A 23300-nucleotide genomic window follows, 5' to 3' on the forward strand; every position below is an offset into this window, starting at 1 on the left:
GTCACTCGGCGACGAGCTTGTCGATTTCCGACGCAGCGCTGCTGAGGAACTCGTCGATCGTCGTCTTTCCGAAGATCACCGCGGCCGAGTAGTCATCACGGAAGGCCTGCCAGGCTTCGACGGAGTTCGCGATGCTGGGGACGTCCGCCACGTTCTCGACCTGCTTCGCGAACGCGACGTAGTTCGGGTTCTTCGTGAAGTAGTCGGCGTAGGTGTTCGCGAGGTCGGTGCGCATCGGCATCTGGCCGGTGAGCTCCAGCAGCTGGCCGTCACTGTCGACGCTCGTGGAGAACTTCAGGAACTCCCATGCCGTGCCCTGGTTCTCGCAGGCCGAGAACATCGACACGCTCTTCGAGTCGGCGAAGGTCGTCGGGTTCGCGCGGCCGTCGCTGGTGGGCACCGGCATGAAGCCGACATCGACGGTGTCGGCGTAGGACGGGATCGCCCATGGGCCGGCGAGCTGCATCGCCGTGGTTCCGGCCGACATCGCGTCGTCGGTGGACGCCTCGTTCGGTGCCAGCTTCTCGTCGTAGATCGTCTTCCAGAACTCAGCCACCTGTCGGCCGGCGTCGGAGTCGAAGGTCGCCTTCCCGTCTTCGACGAGCAGCGTGCCGTCGGTCTGGGCCAGGTACAGGGGATAGAAGTCGAACCAGGGCTGGTAGAACTCGCTGGTGGGGGCGGGCCAGATCGCGCTCTTGACCCCCGAGGCAACCAGCGACTTCGCACCGGCCAGGAACGAGTCGTACGTGTCCATCTCGGGGTTCTCGGGATCGATTCCGGCCGCCTGGAACAGCGTCTTGTTGTACATCACCATGACTGGGTTCGACTTCCACGGCAGCTGGTAGTAGTCGCCATCGGTGGCGTAGGCGTCGACGTTCCCACCGCGAGAGGTGATGTAGTCGCTGCCATCAGCAATCTTGCTGAGGTCGACGAGTCCACCCTGCTTGACCCATCCGGAGACGGCCGCGGGGGCGATGTTGTAGACGAGGCACGGGGCGGTGCCCGCGGTGATCGCGGCGGTGATGGCCTCCTCTGACGAGGAGCCGGCGGGGATCTCCTGTGCGGTGACCTTCTCATCGGGGTGTTCCGCGTTCCACGCCTCCACGACGGCCTTGCCCCAGGCGAGCTCCTGCTCGTTGTTGGACAGCCAGACCTTGATGGGTCCGGTCTTGTCGGCGGAGCCGGCGGTGTTGCCGCCGCCACCTCCGGCGGAGCATCCGGTGGCGGTGAGCGCGACGATGCCGATGGCGGCTGCTGCGGTGATTCTCTTCATGGTGTCCTCCTTGACACGGTCGGTGCAGTGTTCTGGGTGTTGCTGGTGCTTTCGCGGAAGTGCACGACGTTGCAGTCGACGACCTCCGTGCGCGGCTCCGCACCGAGGATGTCGGCGCGGAGAAGTCGGGCGGCCGCCCGGCCTCGGGCAGCGGGGTCCGAGGAGACGCTGGTGAGCGCCGGGGTGAGATGGGCGGAGAGGTTGTCGTCGTCGAAGCCGGAGATCGCGAGGTCGGCGGGGATGCTGAGCCCCTGGGCGCGCGCATAGGAGAGGCCCGCGATGGCCATCGTGTCGTTGGCGTACACGATGGCGGTGGGGCGATCCGGGAGCGCGAGCAGGTCTGCGGTGAGGGCGCGACCACTCGCGGCCGTGAAGTCTCCCTCGCGAAGCAGTCGATCGTCGCCGCCGACCGCGTCGAGGTACGCCTCGGCGCGCGCCCGGGAGTGGACGTAGGGGAGTGGTCCGGACACGTGCGCGATGCGCTCGTGACCGGCTTCGCGCAACTGGGCGATGATGTCGCGAATGGGCGTGGCATCATCCGTGCGCACGCAGGAGAAGGGGTGCGGCCCGTCGTACGCACCCACGAGGACCGTCGGGAGTTCGAGGTCGTCGAGGAAGGGCACGCGCCAGTCGTCATCGCGCAGGTCGAGCAGGATGGCGCCGTCGGCGCGTCCATGAGACAGGGAGCGGTAGGCCCGCTCCTCGGCCTCGCGGTCCGGGACCACCTGCAGGATCAGGGCCGTCTCCGTCTCGGAGAGCACCGACTCGACTCCCGCGATGAACGCGGGGAAGAACGAGTCGTTCGCAATGACCTCGGGATCGCGGGCGAGCACGACGGCGACCGCGTTGGCCCGTCGGTTGGCGAGCGCCCGCGCGCTCTGGCTGGGCACCCAGCCGAGCTTCTCGGCGGCGGCGAGCACCTTCGCCCTCGTCTCCTCCGAAATGGGCCGATTGCCGCTGAGCGCGTGGGAAACCGTCGCCTTGGCGACTCCGGCCTCGCGCGCTACGTCTGCGATCGTCGTGCGGCTCATGCCACCTCCTCGTGGGACCGTTTGAACCGGTTTGATGAGTGTAAACCGGTTTGATTCACGAAGTCAACGGGGTTGACGTCGGGGCATCACGTGGGATCGTGGAGGCGTGACCCTACCGTCCGCGCGCCTCATCAATCCGTCCGCCGTTCCTGCGCTGCAGTGGGGGGTGATCGGGACCGGCTGGATCGCCGGCTACTTCGTGGACGCCCTGCACGGACATACCGGTCAGCGGGTGACGGTCGTCGCCGCTCGCGACGCGGAGCGGACCGGGGTCTTCGCCGCGTCGCACGGGATCGAGCGCGTGCTGACCCCGCCGGAGGCGCTGTTCGACCTCGCCGACATCGACGTGGTCTACATCGCCACCCCGCACGCCTCCCATCGCGATCTCGCGCTGCGGGCGATCGCCGCGGGAAAGCATGTGCTGGTGGAGAAGCCGTTCGCGATGACCGCGGCGGAGTCGGCGGAGATCGCGGCGGCCTCGCGCGCCGCCGGGGTGATGGCGATGGAGGCGATGTGGACCCGGTATCTGCCGCAGAGCGATGTGCTCCGTCAGCTCATCGCGGCGGGTGAGCTGGGGGAGATCAACCAGGTGGTCGCGGACTTCGGATCCGCCGCCACCTACGATCCGACCAGTCGGCTCTGGGACCCCGCGCAGGGCGGCGGGGCGCTGCTCGACATCGGCGTCTATCCGATCTCCTTCGCCTCCTCGATCCTCGGGACTCCGGAGCGGGTGCAGGCATCCGGACTGGTCACCGCGGACGGAGTGGATCTGCGCGCCACCGCGCTGCTCACGTCGGCGGGCGGCGCGGCGGATGCCGTCGTGTCCACGTCGCTGCTGGCTCGAACGCCGGCAGCGGCAATGGTGGTCGGCTCCCTCGCTCGCGTGAACGTGCTGCCGGCGTTCTTCGCGCCGTCCGGTCTGCGGGTCACCCGCGGCGAGCAGACGGAGGAGTGGATCGATGACCGCTTCTCGCAGCGCTACGACGCGCTCGGCTATCAGGCCACTGCGCTCGCGGCCTACGTCGGCGAAGGGCGCATCGAGTCGCCGCTGCATCCGCTCGACGAGGTGACGGCTGTGCTGCGCACGGTGGAGGAGATCCGCGATCAGCTCACGGTGACCTCGCTGCCGTCGTAGGCCCGTGTCAGGATCGACACATGGGTCAGGGGGACAAGACCGCCAAGCGGGGCGTCAGCGCACTCGGCGCCTGGGGCATCGTCGCTCTGGTCGGCGTGGGCATCTGGGCGGTGTTCTTCGGCATTCCGGCCGGTATCCAGACCCTGAAGACACCGCCGATCTCCGAGGACTTCGGTCTCGAGGACGCTGTCGTGGCGCTGCGCCTCGACGCCGATGATCGGTCGTATCTGGTGCTGGTCAACGAGGCCGGAGACACGCGGTCCGTGCAGGTGGACGAGCGCGGGTTCGAGGACTCGCGCCTGGTGTGGACCGAGAACGGGCTGAGTACTGGTGGGCCGCGCGACGAGTACATCCTCGACGCCGACGGCCTCCGGTCCTTCCCGCTCGACATCGCCAGCGACTCGTCGTCGGAGCGCGCTCGCGTCGCCACCAGCGAGGGGTTCGCGGTGCTGACCGGATCCGCAGAGGGCGCGCAGCTCGCGTTCGTCGACGTCGAAGCGGGTCAGCTCACCGAGCGTGATGCCGGCTACACGAGTGCGAGTCTGACGAGTTGCAACGGCGAGGCCGTGCTGGTGTCCGGCGACCACGGCGTCCGCACCGTGACAGGTGAGACCGAGGATCTGAGCGGCACCTCTCCCTTCACCGGCGTCGGCAGCGTCACCTGCGCGGGCGATCGCCTCTACGGCTGGGGCGAGTTCGTCGACGCGGAAGACCACACCACTCAGACTCTTCAGATCTGGGACCGCGCTACCGGTGAGCGTCGAGAGGTCGAGATTCGCTATCCGAGGGAGCTGTTCGCCTGGATGTCGGGAACCCCGTTCGTCTGGGAGGGTCGGCTGTACTGGGCCGGAGGGAGCACGCTGTGGTCGGTCCCTGTCGGCCCCGAGCTCGGCGAGTCCGTCACCGCGACGGAAACGGTGGATCTCGGTGGGTTCCTCAATGACTTCGACGTGGAGATCATCTCGGGCACGGGCGAGGGCGTCCTCGCCGCAGCCGGGGGACGCGTTTACGGGGTTGCCACGGATGAGACGTTCATCAATCCCCGTCGCGGAAGCGCCTACGACCGGCTGGACCGCATGACGATCTTCGGCGCGGACGCGACTGCGGGCGATCGTCGCATCGAACTGGAGCTGCGCGGCATCGACTTCTCGAAGCGGGACCTCCACGTCCATGCCATCGCGGTGAACCCGCAGTGGGCGGCCGAGCGCTGAAGTTCGCAACGCATGCTCGTCGGTCAGGCGTCAGATCCCTGTCTGGTAGAGTCGACGTTATAGCGTCGACTCTACCAGGAGCCACATGTCGGAGTCAGTAGTTCGTAGGCGCCCCCGTGGCGAACTCAAAAATGCGATTCGTCAGTATCTCGCGGATCTCGGATCACCCGCATCAGTCAGCGAGATCACGGCGGGAGTTCGCGACGTCGTGGGCGAGGCTGCGGCTTCGTCCTACCGCAGCGCGCTGCAGGACGAACGGTACTTCGAGCGCGTACAACGTGGTGTGTTTCGTCTTCGTGAATGAGGTGATCGCTGGTGTCCGTGGTTGCTGAGAGGATGTCGAACATGTATTCGGTCGAGAACCTTGACGAGCTTGCACAGCTCTGTTTTGCACTCGGCGCTGCGTCAGTGGGGACGCTGGACAAAAGCGAGCGAGCACTCATGATCGCAAGCCCAACGCGGCTGCCAAGCCAGCAGGTTGAAATTGTTCGACAGGCGATCCTGAAGGGCGAGGATCCACTCGGCGAGGCCTATATTTCACTACGGTCGCCACAAGAGCGCCGACCGTTGGGGCAGACGTACACTCCTCGCGCGGTCGTTGAAGCGATGATCTCGTGGGCTGAGGATCAAGGAGTGCCCTCGCGCATTGTCGATCCTGGTGTGGGCTCCGGTCGTTACCTCCTGGCCGCTGCCCGGGCTTTTCCTGAAGCGGAATTGGTTGGCGCGGATATCGATCCGATCGCCACGCTGATGCTGCGCGCGGCTCTTGCTGTCACGAAACTTGGCTCGAGAGCTCGAGTCATTCTTGGCGACTATCGTTCCATGTCTCTGCCTGATATCGACGGCCGGACGCTATTTATCGGCAATCCTCCATATGTGCGTCATCATCAGATTGACCCTGCGTGGAAGGCCTGGCTACTTGCGACTGCGAAGAAACATGGTTTCAAGGCGAGTGCTCTCGCTGGCCTTCATGTGCACTTCTTTCTAGCCACAGCCGAACATGGGCGTCCCGGCGATCTTGGTGCCTTCATTACGAGCGCAGAATGGCTGGACGTCAACTATGGCAGTCTTGTACGTGAACTTCTGCTTGACGGGCTGGGGGGGCAGGCACTTCACATTCTTGATCCTAGCGCGGCTCCATTCGCCGATGCTACGACCACGGGCGCAATTACCTGCTTTTCAATCGGGGGGAAGCCGGAGTCAATTCGTGTGCGACAAGTCGGTGAGGTCGCTGATCTCGGCCGTCTGAACCAAGGGCACGCGATATCTCGGCAGCGCCTCGCGGAAGCAAATCGTTGGTCGGTTCTTACTCGCGTCACTCCGAAGCTACGTGAAGGCTATGTCGAGCTCGGCGAGCTGTGTCGCGTGCATCGCGGAACGGTCACCGGCGCGAACAAGGTGTGGGTACATCGTGATGGTGGCATCGATCTTCCGGATCGCGTACTTTTCGCATCAGTGACAAAGGCTCGAGAACTTTTCGGTGCCGGAGATCGTCTTCGGGCGTTCGACGGTTTGAAGCGGGTCATTGATTTGCCGGTCGATCTTGGCGATTTCGATCCTGACGAACGTCGCCAAATTGACCGATTCCTTCGTGTGGCTGAGAGTCAGAACGTGCAAGACGGTTATGTAGCCGCCAATCGCAAGGCGTGGTGGAGTGTTGGGCTACGTGCGCCTGCGCCGGTGCTCGCGACCTACATGGCTCGTCGTCCGCCCGCTTTTGTGCGGAACGACGTGGGCGCTCGACACATCAACATCGCACACGGCCTGTACCCGCGTGAGGAGATGTCCGCCTTGACGCTCGACAATCTTGCTGCTCACCTGCGCTCTGCCGTTACTCTAAGTCAAGGGCGCACGTACGCTGGCGGGCTCACTAAGTTTGAGCCCAGAGAGATGGAGCGTCTGCCCGTCCCGAGCTTAGAGTCGCTGATCGAAGGAGATGTCCATGCCCCAGGTGCCGCCGCCCCGCTGGAGTGAAGAGCAGTTCGCCGTCGAGGCGAACGAGGCGATCGATTATTTCCGTCAGACTCGCCTCGTTGAACCTTTGGAAATTTACCTTGACTACTTTGACCAATACCGTGGTGCGACGGAAGAGATCATTGAGGAGACGGTTGATCTCGCAGAGCTGCGCGTTCAGGCCGCGGAACTGCTGACTAGCGCCGACAACCTTACGATTGTGCGGTACCTAGCGGGCCCTCCGGTTAGTGAGGACGATCTCAAAGTAATTTCTGAGACAGACAGTCTTGCGAAGGGAAGGATCATGCATGATCCATCTATCGCCGAGAGAGTTGTTGACACAGTCATGATCGGTCTAGATCGTCGACGCTTCCCGTGGGTGCACGAAGATCGCGATCCGTCCAGCGCCGAGCGTGAGAGTGCTGTGATCGGTACAGCGGCTCTAATTGCCAACCAAAAGATGCAAACGGCCCGCCGTAATCAGGCGAAGAAGGAACAAGAGGGTGCGGTCGCAGAGGTTTTGGACGAGCATCGGTTCACTCAGGTTAGTACGCGTGCCATCCAGAATATCTCCCACTTCCCAGAGCCGGGTGAATATTGCCGTGAGAGCTACTTTGGCGGTCGAAAGGCGGATCTCATTGTCCGGCTTTGGGATGGTCGTGTCATGCCCATTGAATGCAAGGTCAGCAACTCTTCTACAAATAGCGTCAAGCGTCTGAATAACGACGCTGCGGCGAAAGCAAAGACGTGGCTGGATGTGTTTGGCACTGCCACGGTAGTCCCTGCCGCTGTGCTTTCGGGAGTGTTCAAGGTTCACAACTTGAGGGACGCGCAGGCCAGCGGTCTCACAATATTTTGGGCCCATCGCCTAGACGAAATGATCAGCTTCATCGAACGGTCGCGACCGTAATGTCTGCGTCTGCGCGATAGCAGCGGGAACGGGACCTGAGGAATCTGGAGGATTTCTACTGTGTGAAGTAGGCGGGTTCGGCCAGCGTCCCTCATCTGCACGACATGCTCGACACCGAACCTGAAACGCCACTGCCTCCGCGCGATCCACGAAGCCGTGAGATTCGGATCAGGCGATTCGTCGAACGCTGAGTTGCGCTCAGCCGAGGTCGTCGGGGTTCACCGTCCGGATGTTCCGCGCCCTGATCACCGCACGGAATCCGTAACCGACCGCCGTGGCGCTCGCCGCGATCGGCATCGCGATGATCGCGACCTGCCAGAGCGCGCTCCCGAGGGAGTCTGGGTGAGTGAACCACCCGGTCACGACCCCGCCGCTCTCGGCCCGCACGAGAGTGACCTGCTCGCCGACGCAGCGGGGGACTGCACCCTTCGAGGTTCGAGAAGGTCCGGCTCATGACGGGCGGCGGGTTCTCCGACTCGTAGACGACCTCGCACATCGCCCGGACCGAGTGTCCGCGCCATCCGCACTGGGCGTTCCCACCTGTATCGGTCCGCTCGATAGCCACGACCTGCTCCTCGGGCAGCCCCTGTGTCTGCGCCCACACCGGAACCAGGTGGAACGCAGCGACGCCCCGTACATCACGAAGCCGCCGATGCCGACGAGCCACGGGCGCTCTCGCAACCACGCCATCCTGCGCCGACACCCCTCACGTATTTTCCCCCGATCCAGGGTGATTCTATGCCGACGACGCAGCGACGGGAGACGCCGCCGGCTCATGTGGTGCACGCGATGTGGTGATGTGGTTCAACGCTTGGCGTCGAGGGCGAAGACGTCTCGGTCGGGTCGTCAGGATGACTGCGAACTTCGCTGAGATGAGTATCCGTGAATTCTGAGTGATTGTCGCTATTATTCACGATAAGTGGGGGCAATGGGGTCGTGATGATCAATCGAGCAACCTGGGAACGGCTGGATGCCGTCATCGAGGAGTATCAGCGCACGGCCGCACGCCATCCTGAGGCGCTGGCCCAGATTGCGTTGGCTGAACTTGCAGAGTCCGTCCAGCAGTCGAACGCGATCGAGAACTCGACTCTGACGCTGGACGACACGGAGCGGATCCTCTCGGGGACAATGCCGGCGGGCCGCCGCCAGCTCCGAGAAGTGTACGAGGCGAAGAATCTGGCGGCTGTCACTGAGGACATGCTCTCCAGCGGGGACGACCTCTCTCTCGCGCTGATTCTCCGCTGGCATGGGATGCTGCTCGCCGGCATCCGCGACGATGTCGCCGGTCGGTTCCGACGCGGCGATGAGTGGGTGCGGGTCGGCAGCCATCTCGGGGCCAACCCGGCGTTCGTCGCTGACCTGGTGACCGAAGCTCTGGCCCGATTCCAGGCGGATCGTTCGATGCGACCGCTTGAGCTCATCGCGTGGTTTCACTGCGAGTTCGAGACCGTCCACCCGTTCGTGGACGGGAACGGGCGGATCGGTCGGGTTCTGATCAACAAGCAGCTTCAGGACATCGGCTGGCCACCTGTCATCGTCCGGGCGCGCAATCGGCAGCTTGATTACTATCCACAGCTGGAGGAGTACTCCAAGACGGGCTCCCATCACGGCATGACCCGTCTGCTTGTGCTTCTCGTGCTCGAGTCCTTGCACAAACGCATCACCCTCGTCACGAGTCGCCGGGTCATCGCCCTCGCGGATTGGGCTCGGGCTTGCGGGGTCAGCGGCGCATCGGCAACGAATAAGGCGAGGCGACAGACGATTCCCGCCTTCCGACTGCGGGATCGGTGGATGATCGATGCGGACTTCGGCTGACGCAGCTCATCTGTCCGAGCGCTGGGCGCGTCTACGCGATCTCGTCGCGCTCCACGATTCGCCGTTCGCGCGAACGGCTGAGGGCACGGACGCCGTAGCCGACGGCCGTGGCAGCTGCGGCGATGGGCACCGACACGACCGCCACCTCCCACAGCGCGCCCCACAGCGAATCGGGGTGGTCGAACCACACGGTCGTGGTGCCTTCCTTCTCGGATCGAACGATCGTCAGGTGCTCGCCGATGGCGTGGGGGCTGCACCCCTCGAGGTTCGAGAACGTCCGGCTGGCACCCGGCGGAGGGTTGTCCGATTCGTAGACCACCTCGTAAAGCGGACGGATCGATCGTCCGCGGCGACCGCAGGCGGCGCTGTCGCCGGTATCGGTGCGCTCGATCACCGTGACCTGCTCCTCGGGCAGCCCCTGGGTCTGCACCCATGCCGGGATCTGCTGGAACCCGGCGATGGTCCCGAACATCACGAGGCAGCCGACGCCGACGATCCAGGGGCGCTCCCGCAGCCACGCCATCCTGCGTCGATACCCCTCAAGCATGGTCCCCCCGATCAGCGCGATTCTATGCCGAACAGGCCGAAACGCTAGCGGCTCCGCGCGATGCACGGAGCCGCTGGCGTGAGATTCCGATCAGGCGATCCACACCGTGGCATCGACGGGGACCGCGCCATCGACAAGCGGCGCGGTGGCGAGCACGACGTTCTCGCCGTCCAGGGGGAAGGGCTCACCACCGAAGACCGTGATGACCTCCCACCCGTTCGGGCGACGGAAGCGCAGCACGTCGTCGCGACCCGTCTCTATCCACTCGAGCTGCTCGTCGGTCTGGAGCCGGTGCCGCAGCTCCAACGCCTTCCGGTACAGGCTCAGCGTCGAGTCGGGATCAGTGTCCTCCACGGCGACGGCGTAGTCGGCGAACCACGCGGGCTGCGGCAGGTGTGCGCCGTTGGTGCCGAACCCGAAGGACGAGCCCTCCGTGGTCCACGGGAGCGGAACGCGGCACCCGTCGCGACCGAGGCGGTCGTACGCGGAGCCGCGGAAGAAGCCCGGATCCTGGCGCTGCTCGGGCGCGATCTCCGCCACCTCGTGCAGCCCGAGCTCCTCGCCGTGGTACAGGTACGCGCTGCCCGGAAGGGCGAGCATGAGCATCGTCGCGGCCCGCGCGCGACGGATGCCGCCCTCGCGGTCCAGCCATTCGGCGGGGCCACCCGCCTCGACCCACTCGGTGCCCTGCTTGACGGCGCGACCGTTCAGCGGCGCCAGTCCGTAGCGCGTGGCGTGACGGGTGACGTCGTGGTTGGACAGCACCCACGTGGTGGACGATCCGGTCGCGACCGCCTGAGCGAGGTTGTCGGTGATGATCCGACGGAAGGCGGGTGCGTCGAAGTCGGCCACCAGCAGATCGAAGTTGAACGACTGGCCCAGGCTGTCCGGGTGAGCGTACTTCGCGCGACGCTCGGGAGTGCTGACCCAGGCCTCGGCCACGGCCGTGCGCGGCGGGTCGTAGGAGTTGAACACCGCGCGCCACTCGGCGTACACCTCGTGCACGTCGTCCCGGTCGATGAGCGGGTGCGTGCCGTCCTGCGGCATCGCGTCCAGCTCCGCCTGCGAGGGCAGCGGCTCGCTGAGGTCCTTCGTGAGCATGTGCGCCACGTCGATGCGGAAGCCGTCCACCCCGCGGTCCGACCAGAACCGCAGGGTCTTCAGGAAGTCGGCGCGCACCTCGGGATTGTCCCAGTTGAGGTCCGGCTGCTCGACGGCGAAGTGATGGAAGTACCACTGGCCGTCTTCGACGCGCTCCCAAGCCGATCCGCCGAACACGGACTGCCAGTCCGCGGGCGGCAGCTCGCCGTTCTCCCCGCGACCCTCGCGGAAGATGTATCGCTCGCGCGCGGCCGATCCGCGACCAGCGGCGAGGGCCTCCTGGAACCACTCGTGCTGGTCTGAGGTGTGGTTGGGGACGATGTCCACGACCACCTTGATGTCGCGCCCGTGCAGGGCCGCGACCATCTCGTCGAAGTCGTCCAGAGTCCCGAGCCGCGGGTCGACGTTGCGATAGTCCGCCACGTCGTAGCCGCCGTCGGCGAGCTCCGACGGGTAGAACGGGCTCAGCCACACCGCGTCGATGCCGAGCGATTTCAGATAGTCAGCGCGGGAGACGATGCCGGGGATGTCGCCGATGCCATCGCCGGTGGCGTCGGCGAAGCTGCGGGGGTAGATCTGGTAGACGGCGGCCTGACGCCACCAGGGGGCGGTGGGGGGTGTGGTGTCGGACATGGGTGCTTTCTCGGTTGTGCTCCGGGGGAGGGAGCGCGGACAGGAACGCGGGTGATCCGATCGGAATCGGACCACCCGCGCGCAGGATCAGCCCTTGACGGCTCCCTGCGTGACGCCCTCCATCACCCAGCGCTGGGTGAAGAGGTACGCCACGATGGCGGGGGCCATCGCCATCAGGTACGAGGCGAAGGACACGTTGTAGTTGTTGCTGAACTGGTTCTGGAACAGGTTCTGCCGCACCGGAAGCGTCTGCAGCGCTGGGTCGGAGATGATCAGCGACGGCATCATGAAGTCGTTCCACGCGTAGAGGAAGGCGAAGATTCCGACCGTGGCGCTCATCGGTGCCAGCAGCGGGAAGATCAGTCGCCAGAACGTCTGCCACGTGGACGCGCCGTCGATGCGCGCCGCCTCCTCCAGCTCCATCGGAATCGAGCGGAGGAACGCCGTGAACAGCAGCACGCTGAAGCTCAGCTGGAACATCGTCGCGAGGATCAGCACGCCGAGCGGGTTGTCCAGGTGCACGAGGCCCGTGAGCTGGATCTGCGGCAGAGCGACCACGGGGAACGGGATGAACATCGCGGCCAGCAGGTAGAAGAACGACCAACGGAACAGACGCTTGTCCCAGTTGCGCACGATCGCGTACGACGCGAACGCGGACAGCAGGATCGTGAGCACCACGGTGCCGGCGGTGACGAACATGGAGACCGCCGCGCCGACCGGGAACTTCGTGAGATTCCACGCCTCCACGAAGCCGTCGATCGAGAACGGTGCGGGCAGCGAGAACGCGTTGCCGTCCACGGCCTGCGCGCTGGTCTTGAACGCCATCGACACAGTGACGTACAGCGGCAGCAGCACGGTGACCGCGCACAGGATGAGGATGATCGTCCCCGACCAGTTGACGCGTTCCATCGCCACGCGGGGCGACTTGCCGGGCTTGCCGCCCAGCACGATCGTGCTGGTGCTGGGTGCGGGTGCGGATTGAATAGCCATCAGAGTGCGTTCCTTCCGCGCGTCAGCGACAGCTGGAGGAGGGAGATGAGGATGGCCACGACGAAGAAGATCGTCGCGTTGGCCATCTGGTAGGCGTAGTCGCCGCCGTTGAAGCCGGTGATGATCGTCATCGCAACGCTGCGCGTGGACGTTCCGGGTCCGCCGTCGGTGAGGCCCTTGATGATGTCGTAGGCGTTGAGGAAGCCCTTGAATCCGAGGATGAAGTTGATCACCACGTAGCCCGCCACCAGCGGGACCGTGATGCGGGTGAGCTGCTGGAACTTGCTGGCACCGTCGATGTCGGCCGCCTCGTACACGTCGCCGGGCACGGAGAGCAGGCCGGCGATGTAGATGAGCAGCGTTCCCGGGATCGCCTGCCAGGCGGTGACGATCACGATCGCGACCCACGCGAAGTCGGGGCTGGAGAGGATGCTCGTCTGCAGCCACTCGATCCCGGTCGCCTCGCCGAAGGCTGGCAGCGAGTTCGAGAACAGGAACTTGAAGACGTAGGAGATGATGATGCCGGAGATCACCATCGGGATCACGAAGATCGTGCGCAGGCCCGTCTTGAAGCGGATGCGGGAGGTGAGTCCCACCGCCAGTAGGAAGGCCAGCACGTTCACCACGATCACGGTGGCGATGGAGAAGCCGAACGTGAAGAGGTAGCTCTGCACGATGGCCGGGTCGCCGAACGCCGCGATGTAGTTGGTGAGCCCGTTGAAGCTCCAGTCGCCGATCCCGATGGAGTCGGTGAAGCTGAAGAAGATGCCCATGACGCCCGGGACCGTGATGGCCAGGGTGAACAGAATGATGCTGGGCAGCAGGAACAGGTAGTAGATCGGCTCGACGCGGCGCGTGGAGCGCGGCGGCTTGGTCTTGCCCGCCGTGACGATGGTGGACGTCGTTGTCATTGCTCCGTCTCCTTCTTCGCAGGTGCGCGGAAGGCCAGTCGCGCCCAGTCGGCGTCGAGCGTGCTCAGCGTGTTCTTGATGCTGCCGCCCAGCGCGATGGTCTGCGCGTAGTTCATGACAGGGATGGTCTTGGGAACCAGCACGGATGCGCCCTGGTAGACCTTGCCCTCATCCACGTAGGGGATCATCCCCTCGATGCGCGGGTCCGACGGCGGGGCCGCGGTCTTCGTCGGTGTGAAGCCGAGCTGAGACTCGTTGTACGCCTCGATGATCTCGGGCTGGAACAGGTACTCCAGGAAGTCCCGTGCCGCATCCTTGTGGTTCGATCCCTCGGGGATCATCGCGGCGAGGTCGAGGTTGACGCGTACGGCGAGGTCGTCGGGGTCGTCGGTCATCGGGAGCGGGAAGGTGCCGAAGTTGCCGTCCGGCGCGGTCTTCGCGATCTCGCTGAACGCCCACGGACCCTGCAGGTACATGGCCGCCTTGCCCTCGGCCATGGCCGTGTTGCCGTCGTTGTAGCCGCGGCTGCGGGCATCGGCGTTGATATAGGTGTTCAGCAGCTGCTGCATCTTGTCCATCGGCTCGGCGAAGTCTTTCGAGAAGGACACCTCCGAGTCCGGACCCACGTCAGCACCCTCGGCGGCGAGGTCGTTGTAGAAGTCGACCACGTTGAGCGAGCCGCCCACCGCGTAGTCGAACCAGCCCTGACCCACCGTCCAAGCGTCGGCGGAGGCGAGCGTGGCGTAGAACGGGTCGATGCCCGCGGCCTGGAGTTTTTCGCACGCGGCGATCAGCTCGTCCCAGGTGGTGGGGACGTCGATGCCGTTGGCGTCGAAGATGTCCTTGTTGTAGATCACGGAGGCGGCCATCACCGAGTAGGGCAGCGCGCTCTGACGTCCGGCGCAGACCCCGTACTGGTCCAGCAGCGACTGGTACGTGTCGGTCATCTGCGATGCGGCTGTCGTCTCACTGAGGTCGCTGAGCGTGCAGCGGTCGATGAAGCGGGCGATCTCCATGTTGTAGTTGGCCAGCATGAGATCCGGCGGGTTGCCACGCACGAAGCTCGCCGAGACCACGTCCACACCGGAGGTGTCGATGACGACCTCCACCTTGTCCTGCGAGGCGTTGTAGTCGTTGACCACCTGGGTCATGAACTCGATCGCCTCACGCTTGCTGAATGTGAAGCGGATCGTCTCCGTCCCATCGCTCGAGCACCCGGCGAGCAGCGCTGCGCTCACCCCGATACTCACCCCCGCAGCGATCGCGCGCATCGCGCGTCTTCTGCTTCCTGTCACCGTCGTCTCCGTCCGCTTCTTCGCGCCCGTTCGGGGCAGAACCTTCGGATATTAGATTTACTAGCGAAATCAATATCTGGAAGGCATCATGACAGAACGATCCCGGAGAGGTCAAGACCCGTGAACCCCCTTGCCATTGCACCCTCGCGCCCGGCGCGCCTCGACTCCGTCCTGGCGTTCGCCTGGGATTCGGGTGAGTTCACCGCGTCTGACGCGATGGCCGCCACCGGTCTCACTCGATCCACCACCATCGAGGCACTGGATGAACTGGTGGACCTTGGCCTCCTCGTAGAACTGCCCAACGCGCGCGAGGTGGGTGAGTACAGCAAGGGTCGTCCCGCTCGCCGCTTCAGCCTGGCCGGGGATGCCGCCGTGCTGGTGGGGGTGGACGCCGGCGAACGGCACATCACCGTGCGCGTTGCTGACCTGCGCTCGCAGCCGCTGTCGACGCTGTCGATCGAGGTGGACTCCGACACGGATGCGGCGGATGTGCGTTCACGGCTGGTGGTGGACGCGATCGAGACCGCGCTGGAGGAGGCGAACCGGTCCCGCGGCGATGTGCTGTCGCTGTGCATCGGAGTTCCGGCGCCCGTGGGGGTGGACGGACGTTCGCCGCGGCACCCGCAGAACTACTGGGCACGCACCAACCCGGGCTTCGTCGATGCGGTGAACTGGGCCCCGATCGTGCGGATCGACAACGACGCCTCGCTCGCCGCTGTCGCGGAAGGGTCCGTCGGTGGCGCGGTCGGAAGCGACAATTACATCGCGCTGCTGGCCGGCGGTCGCCTCGGTGCGGGCGTCGTGGTGGATGGTCGGCTGCTGCGGGGCACGCACGGCGGCGTGGGCGAGATGGTCGCCTTCGACAACGTCGTCGGCGTCGGCGGCTCGGACGGCATCGGAACGAGGCTCACGCGCTGGGCGACCAACGCTCGTGCACACGACGAGTACGCCGCGGATGCGCCGCTCGCGCAGCTGGCCGTGGAGGACCTCACTGGTCGCACCATCCTCGACCTCGCGGCTGCCGGGGACCCCGATGCCGTGGCGCTCGTCGAGCGAGCGGGGGTCGTGCTGTCGCGGATCGTCAGCGTCATGGCGGGGATGTTCGATCCGTCGCACTTCGTGGTGTCCGGTGCCATCTCGGCCGGTATCGCGCCCGTCGTCGAGGCGGCGCGTCAGCACCTGCCGAAGGACATGCACCTGCCGGCACCCGAGCTGGTGATCTCGCCGCTCGGCGGCGATGTCGTGGTGCTCGGCGCGCTCGCGGCCGCGTCGACGGCTGCGCGCGACCGCGTGCTCGACGTCTGGGTCGAGCGCACTCCCGTCGGCTGACTCGTCTCGTTCCGCGTTGCCACTCCGGCCGCGTCACCGGATGGAAGCCAGCACCGGGTTTCGCAACTGACGCCATCGACCGGACGCGATCCCCACGGATCTCTCCATCTCGGCTGCGCTGCTACAACCAGTCCGCTCGCCGGCGGTGTCTATGCCGGCCCGCAGAGCCGCGGAGGACGGGCCTATTGGGGCACCGATATGACCTGTTGTCAGGTGGTAGCGCGTGGTTCACTGGAATGACCGGGAGGTGCCCTAATGACTGGGTTGGATGCGGTTGCTACATGGCCTGAGTTGTTTGTGAGGCTTGACGACACGCAGCGTGTATCCGGCCACCAGACCTTCGCGATGGACTACCTCGCGGATAGGAGCCGTGATCGTGCTGCCGTGGTTTGGTTGCTGAGTCTGAAGCTCGGTAGCGTCGACTGCGCTGCGTACCTTTCGCGCGGCGCGAGTTGCAGCTCCGTGTAATGCCAGCTCGGATGACGGACGCTTGGGAAGCGGATCTCGACCCCCAGACGAGTAACCCGGGGACGTGGCAGGGCGCGCTGCGTCATCTGCACGGTGAGCGACATCCCCAGCGGAGATCGAGGAGCATCTGGATCTCCTGGGCAAGAGGGCGAGAGGGCGAGTCCTACCCGCCCCTTCTCAGGAGGACTGAGCGGTGGTGAGGGGTCGGGAGAGCCTCCCCGACGAGATGGGGCGATATATCGCTGGAACCTTCCTCAGCTCGGTAGGTACCGCGACTTTTCGGTCGATCGTTCCGATCCTTGCTGTTACGACGCTGAGTGTGGGTGCCGACGCCGTCGGAGTTCTCAATGCGCTGAGCATGATTGGTATGACGCTGCTCGGCATACCAATTGGCGTTTTCGCTGATCGGTTTAGCACACGGCGCATGATGATCTTCGCTGATCTGGCTAGAGCGCTCTTACTACTTCTCGTAGCCGTCCTTGGGATCAGCGGCAGGCTCTCCATCGTTGTGCTGGGCATCGTGTGCGTGTGCGTCGGCATCGCGGAAGTCTTCTTCACGACTGCGAATTCTGCTCGCGTGCCTTCGCTTGTGGAAGATCGGCAGCTTCCGCTGGCGTTTGGCAGGTTGAAAGCTGCATCGACTACGGGCGAAGTCGCGTCGCCGGGTGTTGCGGCAGTGATGCTCGGCGTCGTGGTCGCGCCCGCTGTGGCTGCAGTGGCTGCCGTGGCGTATCTGGGATCAGCGGCGTTGTTTGCCAAACCGACCGGGAAACTAGGGAACAAACAGGCATCGCGTCGGAGTCGGCGTACGTTGTTCTCGGAGGCTTTGGAGGGACTGAGATACTCCCTCGGAAACCCCGTCCTTCGTGCACTCCTGCTGTCTGGCATGGCGGCGTCAACAGGGGCGATGTTCATGAACGCATTCAATGTTGTGTACCTCGCCAACGTCGTTGGATTGAGTACGGCATTGATTGCCCTCGTTACCACAGTCCAAGGCGTGGGCGGCCTCGTCGGAGCGCTCGTTGCGCCGCGCCTCATCGCGCGGCGGGGCGAAGCGACAACCAAGATCGCCGCTAGCGCGGCGGCTGCTCTCCCCTGTCTGGGCTACTTCGCGGCGCCCTCTCTGGGCGCGGACGGTATCTGGGCGATCGTCATCGCGTGCGCTGGCGGGGGCTTCGTCGCTGTTATTGCCGGAGTGGCAGGAGCATCCGTCCCTGCACGCGTCGCCCCCCGAGCGATGCTCGGAAGGGTGATCGCTTGCAACCGCACGTTTGCTCTCGGGATCATGCCGTTTGCGAGCATCGCAGGCGGATTAGTGGTCAGTCAGTGGGGATATGAAGTGGGCTTGATCAGTGTCATTCTGTTCGCTCTCGCGTCGAGCCTGCTTTTGGCCCTCTCACCGTTCCGCAGGTGGACTTCAGTCCGCCCGGGACGCGAGGGGGATGAAGACGAATGACGGGGCGTGAGGAAGTACTTGGTCCGACGCGCCGATACCGAAGTCGAGGTCATACTGACGAAGCCCTGACCTCCTCCGCGCGGCACTCGGTGCCGCGCTGGCAGACCGTCCACCCTTCTTCGTCAGCTGAGATGTTTCTGCCCAGTCGTCTACGTGTGAGGTTCGTCCAGCCGCAACACAACGGGTTGGCAAGCGGATCGACGTTCCCGCGTTGAAGGTAGGGCGCGGCGTGCCATGAACGGGCGGCGGATCGATCGTATCGATTCGATTCAGGGTTGACGGGTGCCGGTGTGGAGTGGTTGAGTAGACGCAATCGGCGTTGATTTGCAATCCGAATCTAATGGGACAGCGCCGTCGAAGAGAAGGAACATTGTGACCACGGATCTGAAGGTCGGCGTGATCGGCCTGGGCTGGGCGGGCCAGCAGCACTTGGATGCGTACAGCACCATTGACGGCGTCGAGATCGTCGCGGTGGCGGCGATGGAGCAGGATCTGCTTGCCGCGGCGGCGGAGAAGTACGCGGTGGCGAACACGTTCGCGCGCTGGGAGGACCTGCTCGAACTCGAGGGGCTGGACGCCATCAGCGTCGCGGTCCCGAACTTCCTGCACGCGCCCATCGCGATCGCGGCACTGGAGCGGGGGATCCATGTGCTGAGCGAGAAGCCGATCGCGCGCAATGGCGAGGAAGGCCAGCAGATGGTCGACGCTGCCCGTGCCGCTGGTCGCGTGCTCGACGTGGCGTTCAACCACCGCCGTCGCGGCGACATCCAGGCGCTGAAGGGGGCGATCGACCGCGGCGAAGTGGGACGTCCGTACTTCGCGAAGGCAGCGTGGCTGCGCCGCCAGGGCATCCCGATGCTGGGCAGCTGGTTCACGAACCCCGCGCTCGCGGGTGGCGGTCCGCTCGCCGACATCGGCGTGCACGTCCTCGATTACGCCCTCGACCTGCTGGGCGAGCCGGAGGTGCTGGCGGTCTCGGCGAGCACGTACTCCGAGCTCGGCCCGCGCGGCCTCGGCGGCAACGCGCAGTACAGCGCCGCCGCCACCGACCACGCGTTCGGCGTGGAGGACTTCGCCACGGCGTTCCTGCGTCTCGAAGGTGGTGCCACCCTGCTCATCGAGGCGGGTTGGGCCAGCTATCGCAACCCGGACGACGAGATGAACTTTCTCGTCTACGGCACGGACGGCGGTGCCGAGCTGCGTGTAGCGGGGGATCCCAGCGAGCTGCGGATCTTCCGCGACAACGGGGCCGAGAACGCCGACTACTCGCCCGAGGTGGGCGAGAGCGGAATGCACCTCGGCGTGGTGACCGACTTCGTCGCCGCGGTTCGCGCCGGTGAAGCCGAGTGGGCACGCCACGACGGTTCGCTCGCTCTGAAGCGCACGCGAATCATCGATGCCTGCTACGCGTCGGCGCGCGAGGGTCGGGAGGTCCAGCTGTGACCCGCACGGAGAAGCTCAACATCCTGGTCTGGAACGAGGGTGTGCACGAGGCGCGCAACGAACCGGCCACCATGGCGGAGATGTACCCCGAGGGCATGCACGGCGCGATCGCCGCCGGTCTGCGGGCGCACTATCCAAACGCCGACATCTCGACGGCCACGCTGGTCGACCCTGAGCACGGACTCTCCGAGGAGACGCTGGCGCGCACCGACGTGTTGCTGTGGTGGGGGCACATCGCCCACGACGAGGTCAGCGACGAGATCGTCGCGCGCGTGCAGCGTCACGTGCTCGGTGGCATGGGGCTGATCGTGCTGCACTCTGGCCACTTCTCGAAGATCTTCATCCGCCTGCTCGGCACAACGTGCTCGCTGAAGTGGCGCAACGAGGCCGAGCGCGAACTGGTGTGGACCGTCAAGCCTTCGCACCCCATCGCGGCGGGTGTCGAGAGCCCCCTCATCATCCCCGAGCAGGAGATGTACGGCGAACTGTTCGACATCCCCGACCCGGACGACCTGATCTTCATCAGCTCGTTCACCGGCGGCGAGGTGTTCCGCTCGGGCGTGACCTTCACACGCGGTAAGGGCCGGATCTTCTACTTCAGCCCCGGTGATCAGGAGTACCCGGTGTATCACCAGCCGCAGATCCACCAGGTTCTGGCCAACGGCGTCGGCTGGGCCGCGCAGCCCGCGCTGCATCGGGCGGAGCCGAGCGTGGCCAACGCGGCGCGCGACTGGTACGTCTGAGCCGGCACTGCTGTCCTGAACTGCTGTTCTGAAACGAGGGGAATGTCGCCAACGACGGGCGGAATCACGTGTTCCGCCCTCGTTCGGCGGCATTCCCCTCTTTTCGTGCGTTCACCACAGAGCCAGCGGAACCACGGCGCACGCGACCACGAGCGGCCCGGCCACACAGCCGAGAAGGATGTAACGACGCCAGGGCACTGCCACGCCCAGGCTCGCGAGGCGCGAGTGCCACAGCAGCGTTGCGAGGGACGCCCACGGCGTGATCAGAGGTCCCGCTCCCACCCCGATGAGCAGGGCGGCGAGCCGCGCGGGTGAGCCGGCGGTCGCTCCAGGGCGAGGTAGGCGGGGAGATTGTTGATCAGGTTCGCGCCGAGCATCCCGACTCCCGCGACCTGCCAGAGCGACAGCAGATCGTCTCCGTTGCCGACCACCGAAGCCAGCAACGCGGCCGATCCCAGTCGTTCGAGCACCGCCACCGCGAGGAACAGCCCCGAAGCGAACACCACCAGCTGCCACGGTACGAGCTTCCACGTCAGCGTTCGCGGAGCACGTCGGACGAACACCAGCACCAGCACGATCGCGGCGACAAGCGCGGGCAGCCAGGGTGGCAGCACGACCAGCAGCGGCATCATCACGATGAGGACGATGCCGCTGATCAGGAACAGGGTCGGGTCGCCGGCCAGGACCGGGGGCGCCGGTTCGAACCGCCCCCGTAGCTCGCGTCGGCTCAGCAACCACAGGATCGCGACGGTGACGATCACCGCGATCAGCGCCGACCGGATCATCAACGTCACGAAGGTGACCGCGTCCCCGCCGTCCAGCGTGTGGGCGGCGAGCAGGTTGGTGAGGTTGGACACCGGGAGGAACAGCGACGCGGTGTTCGCGAGCCACACCGTGACGAACGCGAAGGGGAGCGGGCGCAGACCGTTCGCGCGAGCCACGGTGATAACGACCGGAGTGAGCAGCACGGCCGTCGTGTCGAGCGACAGGAAGGCGGTCACCACCACGGCGAGGGCTACCACCAGCAGCCACAGCATGATCACGCGGCCGCGAGCCCACCGGGCGAGGCGGGAGGCCAGCGCATCGAACACTCCGGCGATGGCGGCGAGCTCCGCGACAATCGTGACCGCGACCACGAACAGCAGAATCGGCCACACCCGGTCGGCCACCGCCAGCGCATCGGTCGCGGGGAGCACGCCCGCGGCGATCGCGCCGCCTCCGGCGACGAGCAGCACGACACCGACGAGGGCAAGGATCACAAGGATCACAAGGATCAATCATGAACCCTGGACTCGCTGTCGCGAAATGAGGAGAATGTCGCCAACCGAGGACCGAACCACGGTTTCAGACCTCTTTCGGCGACATGCTCCTCGTTTCGCAACACCGAGCGTCGACTCAGAGCACGCGCGGAAGCATCGCGGCCGCGGCCGCGACCAGGAGCGCCAGATAGGTCCAGGCGTGGACCCGGTCGGGAATGCGTGGCGGGCGGCGCCGCAGCAGGATGATCGTCGGGATCGCCCCGAGGAGCAGGAGCGCGGCAGCACTCGCGTCCACGGCCCCGACCATCAGCATCCCGTCCGGCAGGGCGGCGGCGTTCGCGGTGAGGAAGACGACCATCGCGGGAACGCTCACCGCGAGAGTCAGCGGATTCGCCAGCGCTGTGGCGAGGCTCATCGCAAGCCCTGACCTGCGCAGGAGAGGGACCGTCATCACGCTGCCGCCGACACCGAGGAAGGCGGCGATCGTGCCGATCGGAAACCCGAGCACATCGGGGATCGCGCGGGCTCGCCGATCCGTCGACGCGGCAGGACGGAGGAAGCCTGGTCGGACGAGCACATCGATGATGGTCACCGCCAGGTACACGACGAACCCGACCGACGCGATGCGGGCGGGGAGGTGCAGTGCTGCGGCGGCGCCCGCGGCCCCACCGGCACCGAGCAGCACAAGCAGCGGCCCGCGCCCCCGCAGTCGGCCGAGCACATCCCGCGGTGTTGCGAGGGTTGCGACGGCGGCGCCGGTGACCATCACCACCGCTGACGTCGCCACGGCTACGCGCCCGGCGTCTCCGCCAGCGGCGAGCTCCACCCACATGATGACCGGCACGGTGACGAACCCTCCGCCGAAGCCGAAGAGCACCGTGGTGAGACCGGTGAGAACGCCGATGAGGAGAAGGAGAAGCATCACTGAACCCAGTACACCGGGGTCCCGATCGTCTGGCATTCGAATGACGGGCAGGAACATGTGAGTTTCAGCCCCTATGCTCGAGGCGTGCGTAACGTGTCGCTCCCCGCGGTCGATCACCTCTCGGTGCCGGTGCTGCCGATCGCGACCGACTACCCGCCGGGACATCTGCTGGACTGGCATGAGCACCGTCGCGCGCAGTTCCTGTATGCGGCCACAGGAACGATGCTGGTGGAGACCGACGATGGGGCCTGGACCGTGCCCGGCGAACGCGGCGTCCTCATCCCGCCGCGCACCCGGCATCGCGTGAGGATGCTCGACGTGCAGACATCCAGTCTCTACATCGAGCCGTCGGCGGTCCCGTGGTGGCCGGCTTCGTGTCGCGTGGTGGGGGTCGGCCCGATGCTGCGTGAGCTTCTGCTGGCAGCCTCCGACCTGCCCGCAGGCTATGCACCGGAAGGCAGGGACGGGGCCCTCATTGATCTCATCCTGCATGAGCTCGCGGCGCTTCCCGAGACGCCGCTGCATGTTCCGCTTCCGGTGCACGCGCCGTTCGCCGCGCTGTGCCGAGCCTTCGTCGCGGACCCCGATGCGGCGGTCACCAACGCCGTCTGGGCCCGTCGCGTCGGGATGAGCGAGCGCGCGCTCACGCGGCGCTTCGTGGCTGAGACCGGGATGAGCCCTGCCGCCTGGCGCACCCGCGCACTCCTGCTGGCCTCGATTCCGATGCTGCGTCATCGCAGCGTCTCGCAGGTGGCGACCGATCTCGGCTACGCGTCACCGTCGGCGTTCTCGGTGGCGTTCGCTCGTGAGTTCGCCGCGACTCCGTCGAGCCTGAGCGCCCGCCGCTCCTGAAGTGAGACGGGCGCTCGCCC

General features: G+C 65.7%; 19 protein-coding genes and 1 pseudogene. 10 read left to right on the forward strand and 10 right to left on the reverse strand.

Annotation, left to right across the window (positions count from 1 at the left end):
• Position 1: 1 nt before the first annotated feature.
• Both ABTV68_RS00305 and ABTV68_RS00310 read right to left on the reverse strand, forming a co-directional pair.
• Positions 2-1273, reverse strand: coding sequence for a sugar ABC transporter substrate-binding protein (locus tag ABTV68_RS00305; protein ID WP_433675623.1), 1272 nt, complete (start codon positions 1271-1273; stop codon positions 2-4).
• Positions 1270-2304, reverse strand: coding sequence for a LacI family DNA-binding transcriptional regulator (locus ABTV68_RS00310; RefSeq protein WP_433675624.1), 1035 nt, complete (start codon positions 2302-2304; stop codon positions 1270-1272). Before ABTV68_RS00310 ends, ABTV68_RS00305 begins: the two co-directional genes overlap by 4 nt.
• Before the next feature lie 106 nt (positions 2305-2410).
• On the opposite strand from ABTV68_RS00310, the gene ABTV68_RS00315 reads away from it, so the two are divergent.
• The 4 genes from ABTV68_RS00315 (at position 2411) to ABTV68_RS00330 (ending at position 7513) form a co-directional block, all read left to right on the forward strand.
• Positions 2411-3439 (forward strand): Gfo/Idh/MocA family protein, encoded by a 1029-nt coding sequence (locus ABTV68_RS00315; protein WP_433675625.1) that lies wholly within the window; start codon positions 2411-2413, stop codon positions 3437-3439.
• 20 nt (positions 3440-3459) lie between these two features.
• The gene (locus ABTV68_RS00320; RefSeq protein WP_433675626.1) at positions 3460-4650 is read left to right on the forward strand and encodes a hypothetical protein; all 1191 of its coding nucleotides are present in this window, start codon (positions 3460-3462) and stop codon (positions 4648-4650) included.
• Positions 4651-4995: 345 nt separating this feature from the next.
• Positions 4996-6624, forward strand: a complete 1629-nt coding sequence (locus ABTV68_RS00325) for an Eco57I restriction-modification methylase domain-containing protein (protein ID WP_433675627.1) — start codon at positions 4996-4998, stop codon at positions 6622-6624.
• Positions 6593-7513 (forward strand): XamI family restriction endonuclease, encoded by a 921-nt coding sequence (locus tag ABTV68_RS00330; protein ID WP_433675628.1) that lies wholly within the window; start codon positions 6593-6595, stop codon positions 7511-7513. The genes ABTV68_RS00325 and ABTV68_RS00330 overlap by 32 nt, the downstream gene beginning before the upstream one ends.
• A gap of 198 nt (positions 7514-7711) precedes the next feature.
• Here ABTV68_RS00330 and ABTV68_RS00335 read toward each other — a convergent pair whose 3' ends face one another.
• Positions 7712-7876, reverse strand: a complete 165-nt coding sequence (locus ABTV68_RS00335; RefSeq protein WP_433675629.1) for a hypothetical protein — start codon at positions 7874-7876, stop codon at positions 7712-7714.
• A gap of 576 nt (positions 7877-8452) precedes the next feature.
• Between ABTV68_RS00335 and ABTV68_RS00340 the strand changes: the two genes are divergently transcribed.
• Positions 8453-9328: a Fic family protein gene (locus ABTV68_RS00340; RefSeq protein ID WP_433675630.1), complete on the forward strand. Its 876-nt coding sequence runs from the start codon at positions 8453-8455 to the stop codon at positions 9326-9328.
• Positions 9329-9359: 31 nt separating this feature from the next.
• Here the strand turns inward: ABTV68_RS00340 and ABTV68_RS00345 are convergent, their stop codons facing one another.
• From ABTV68_RS00345 to ABTV68_RS00365, 5 genes are all read right to left on the reverse strand, one after another.
• The gene (locus ABTV68_RS00345) at positions 9360-9851 is read right to left on the reverse strand and encodes a hypothetical protein (RefSeq protein WP_433675631.1); all 492 of its coding nucleotides are present in this window, start codon (positions 9849-9851) and stop codon (positions 9360-9362) included.
• Positions 9852-9965: 114 nt separating this feature from the next.
• On the reverse strand, positions 9966-11609 hold the full coding sequence (locus tag ABTV68_RS00350) for a glycoside hydrolase family 13 protein (RefSeq protein WP_433675632.1): 1644 nt from the start codon (positions 11607-11609) through the stop codon (positions 9966-9968).
• Between the two features lie 87 nt (positions 11610-11696).
• Positions 11697-12518, reverse strand: a complete 822-nt coding sequence (locus ABTV68_RS00355; RefSeq protein WP_433677665.1) for a carbohydrate ABC transporter permease — start codon at positions 12516-12518, stop codon at positions 11697-11699.
• Between the two features lie 80 nt (positions 12519-12598).
• A complete protein-coding gene (locus tag ABTV68_RS00360; protein ID WP_231091197.1) occupies positions 12599-13510 on the reverse strand; it encodes a carbohydrate ABC transporter permease in 912 nt (303 codons plus the stop codon).
• The gene (locus ABTV68_RS00365) at positions 13507-14781 is read right to left on the reverse strand and encodes an ABC transporter substrate-binding protein (RefSeq protein ID WP_433675633.1); all 1275 of its coding nucleotides are present in this window, start codon (positions 14779-14781) and stop codon (positions 13507-13509) included. Before ABTV68_RS00365 ends, ABTV68_RS00360 begins: the two co-directional genes overlap by 4 nt.
• Positions 14782-14925: 144 nt before the next feature.
• On the opposite strand from ABTV68_RS00365, the gene ABTV68_RS00370 reads away from it, so the two are divergent.
• From ABTV68_RS00370 to ABTV68_RS00385, 4 genes are all read left to right on the forward strand, one after another.
• Positions 14926-16134 carry an ROK family protein gene (locus tag ABTV68_RS00370; RefSeq protein WP_433675634.1) on the forward strand — a complete coding sequence of 403 codons (1209 nt, stop codon included), beginning with the start codon at positions 14926-14928 and terminating at the stop codon, positions 16132-16134.
• Positions 16135-16795: 661 nt separating this feature from the next.
• Entirely contained in the window at positions 16796-18058 is a 1263-nt protein-coding gene (locus ABTV68_RS00375) for an MFS transporter (protein WP_433675635.1), read from the forward strand.
• Between the two features lie 372 nt (positions 18059-18430).
• Positions 18431-19501 carry a Gfo/Idh/MocA family protein gene (locus ABTV68_RS00380; RefSeq protein WP_433675636.1) on the forward strand — a complete coding sequence of 357 codons (1071 nt, stop codon included), beginning with the start codon at positions 18431-18433 and terminating at the stop codon, positions 19499-19501.
• Complete coding sequence (locus tag ABTV68_RS00385; RefSeq protein WP_433675637.1) at positions 19498-20244, forward strand: ThuA domain-containing protein; 747 nt, start codon at positions 19498-19500, stop codon at positions 20242-20244. Before ABTV68_RS00380 ends, ABTV68_RS00385 begins: the two co-directional genes overlap by 4 nt.
• Before the next feature lie 111 nt (positions 20245-20355).
• Here ABTV68_RS00385 and ABTV68_RS00390 read toward each other — a convergent pair.
• Both ABTV68_RS00390 and ABTV68_RS00395 read right to left on the reverse strand, forming a co-directional pair.
• Positions 20356-21503: pseudogene (locus tag ABTV68_RS00390) on the reverse strand (SLC13 family permease).
• Positions 21504-21639: 136 nt separating this feature from the next.
• Positions 21640-22425 (reverse strand): TSUP family transporter, encoded by a 786-nt coding sequence (locus ABTV68_RS00395; protein ID WP_433675638.1) that lies wholly within the window; start codon positions 22423-22425, stop codon positions 21640-21642.
• Between the two features lie 87 nt (positions 22426-22512).
• Here ABTV68_RS00395 and ABTV68_RS00400 point away from each other — a divergent pair, with 87 nt between their 5' ends.
• Positions 22513-23280, forward strand: coding sequence for an AraC family transcriptional regulator (locus ABTV68_RS00400; RefSeq protein WP_433675639.1), 768 nt, complete (start codon positions 22513-22515; stop codon positions 23278-23280).
• Positions 23281-23300: the final 20 nt, after the last annotated feature.

The sequence above is a fragment of the Microbacterium gorillae genome, assembly GCF_050990725.1.
Lineage (GTDB): Bacteria > Actinomycetota > Actinomycetes > Actinomycetales > Microbacteriaceae > Microbacterium > Microbacterium gorillae_A.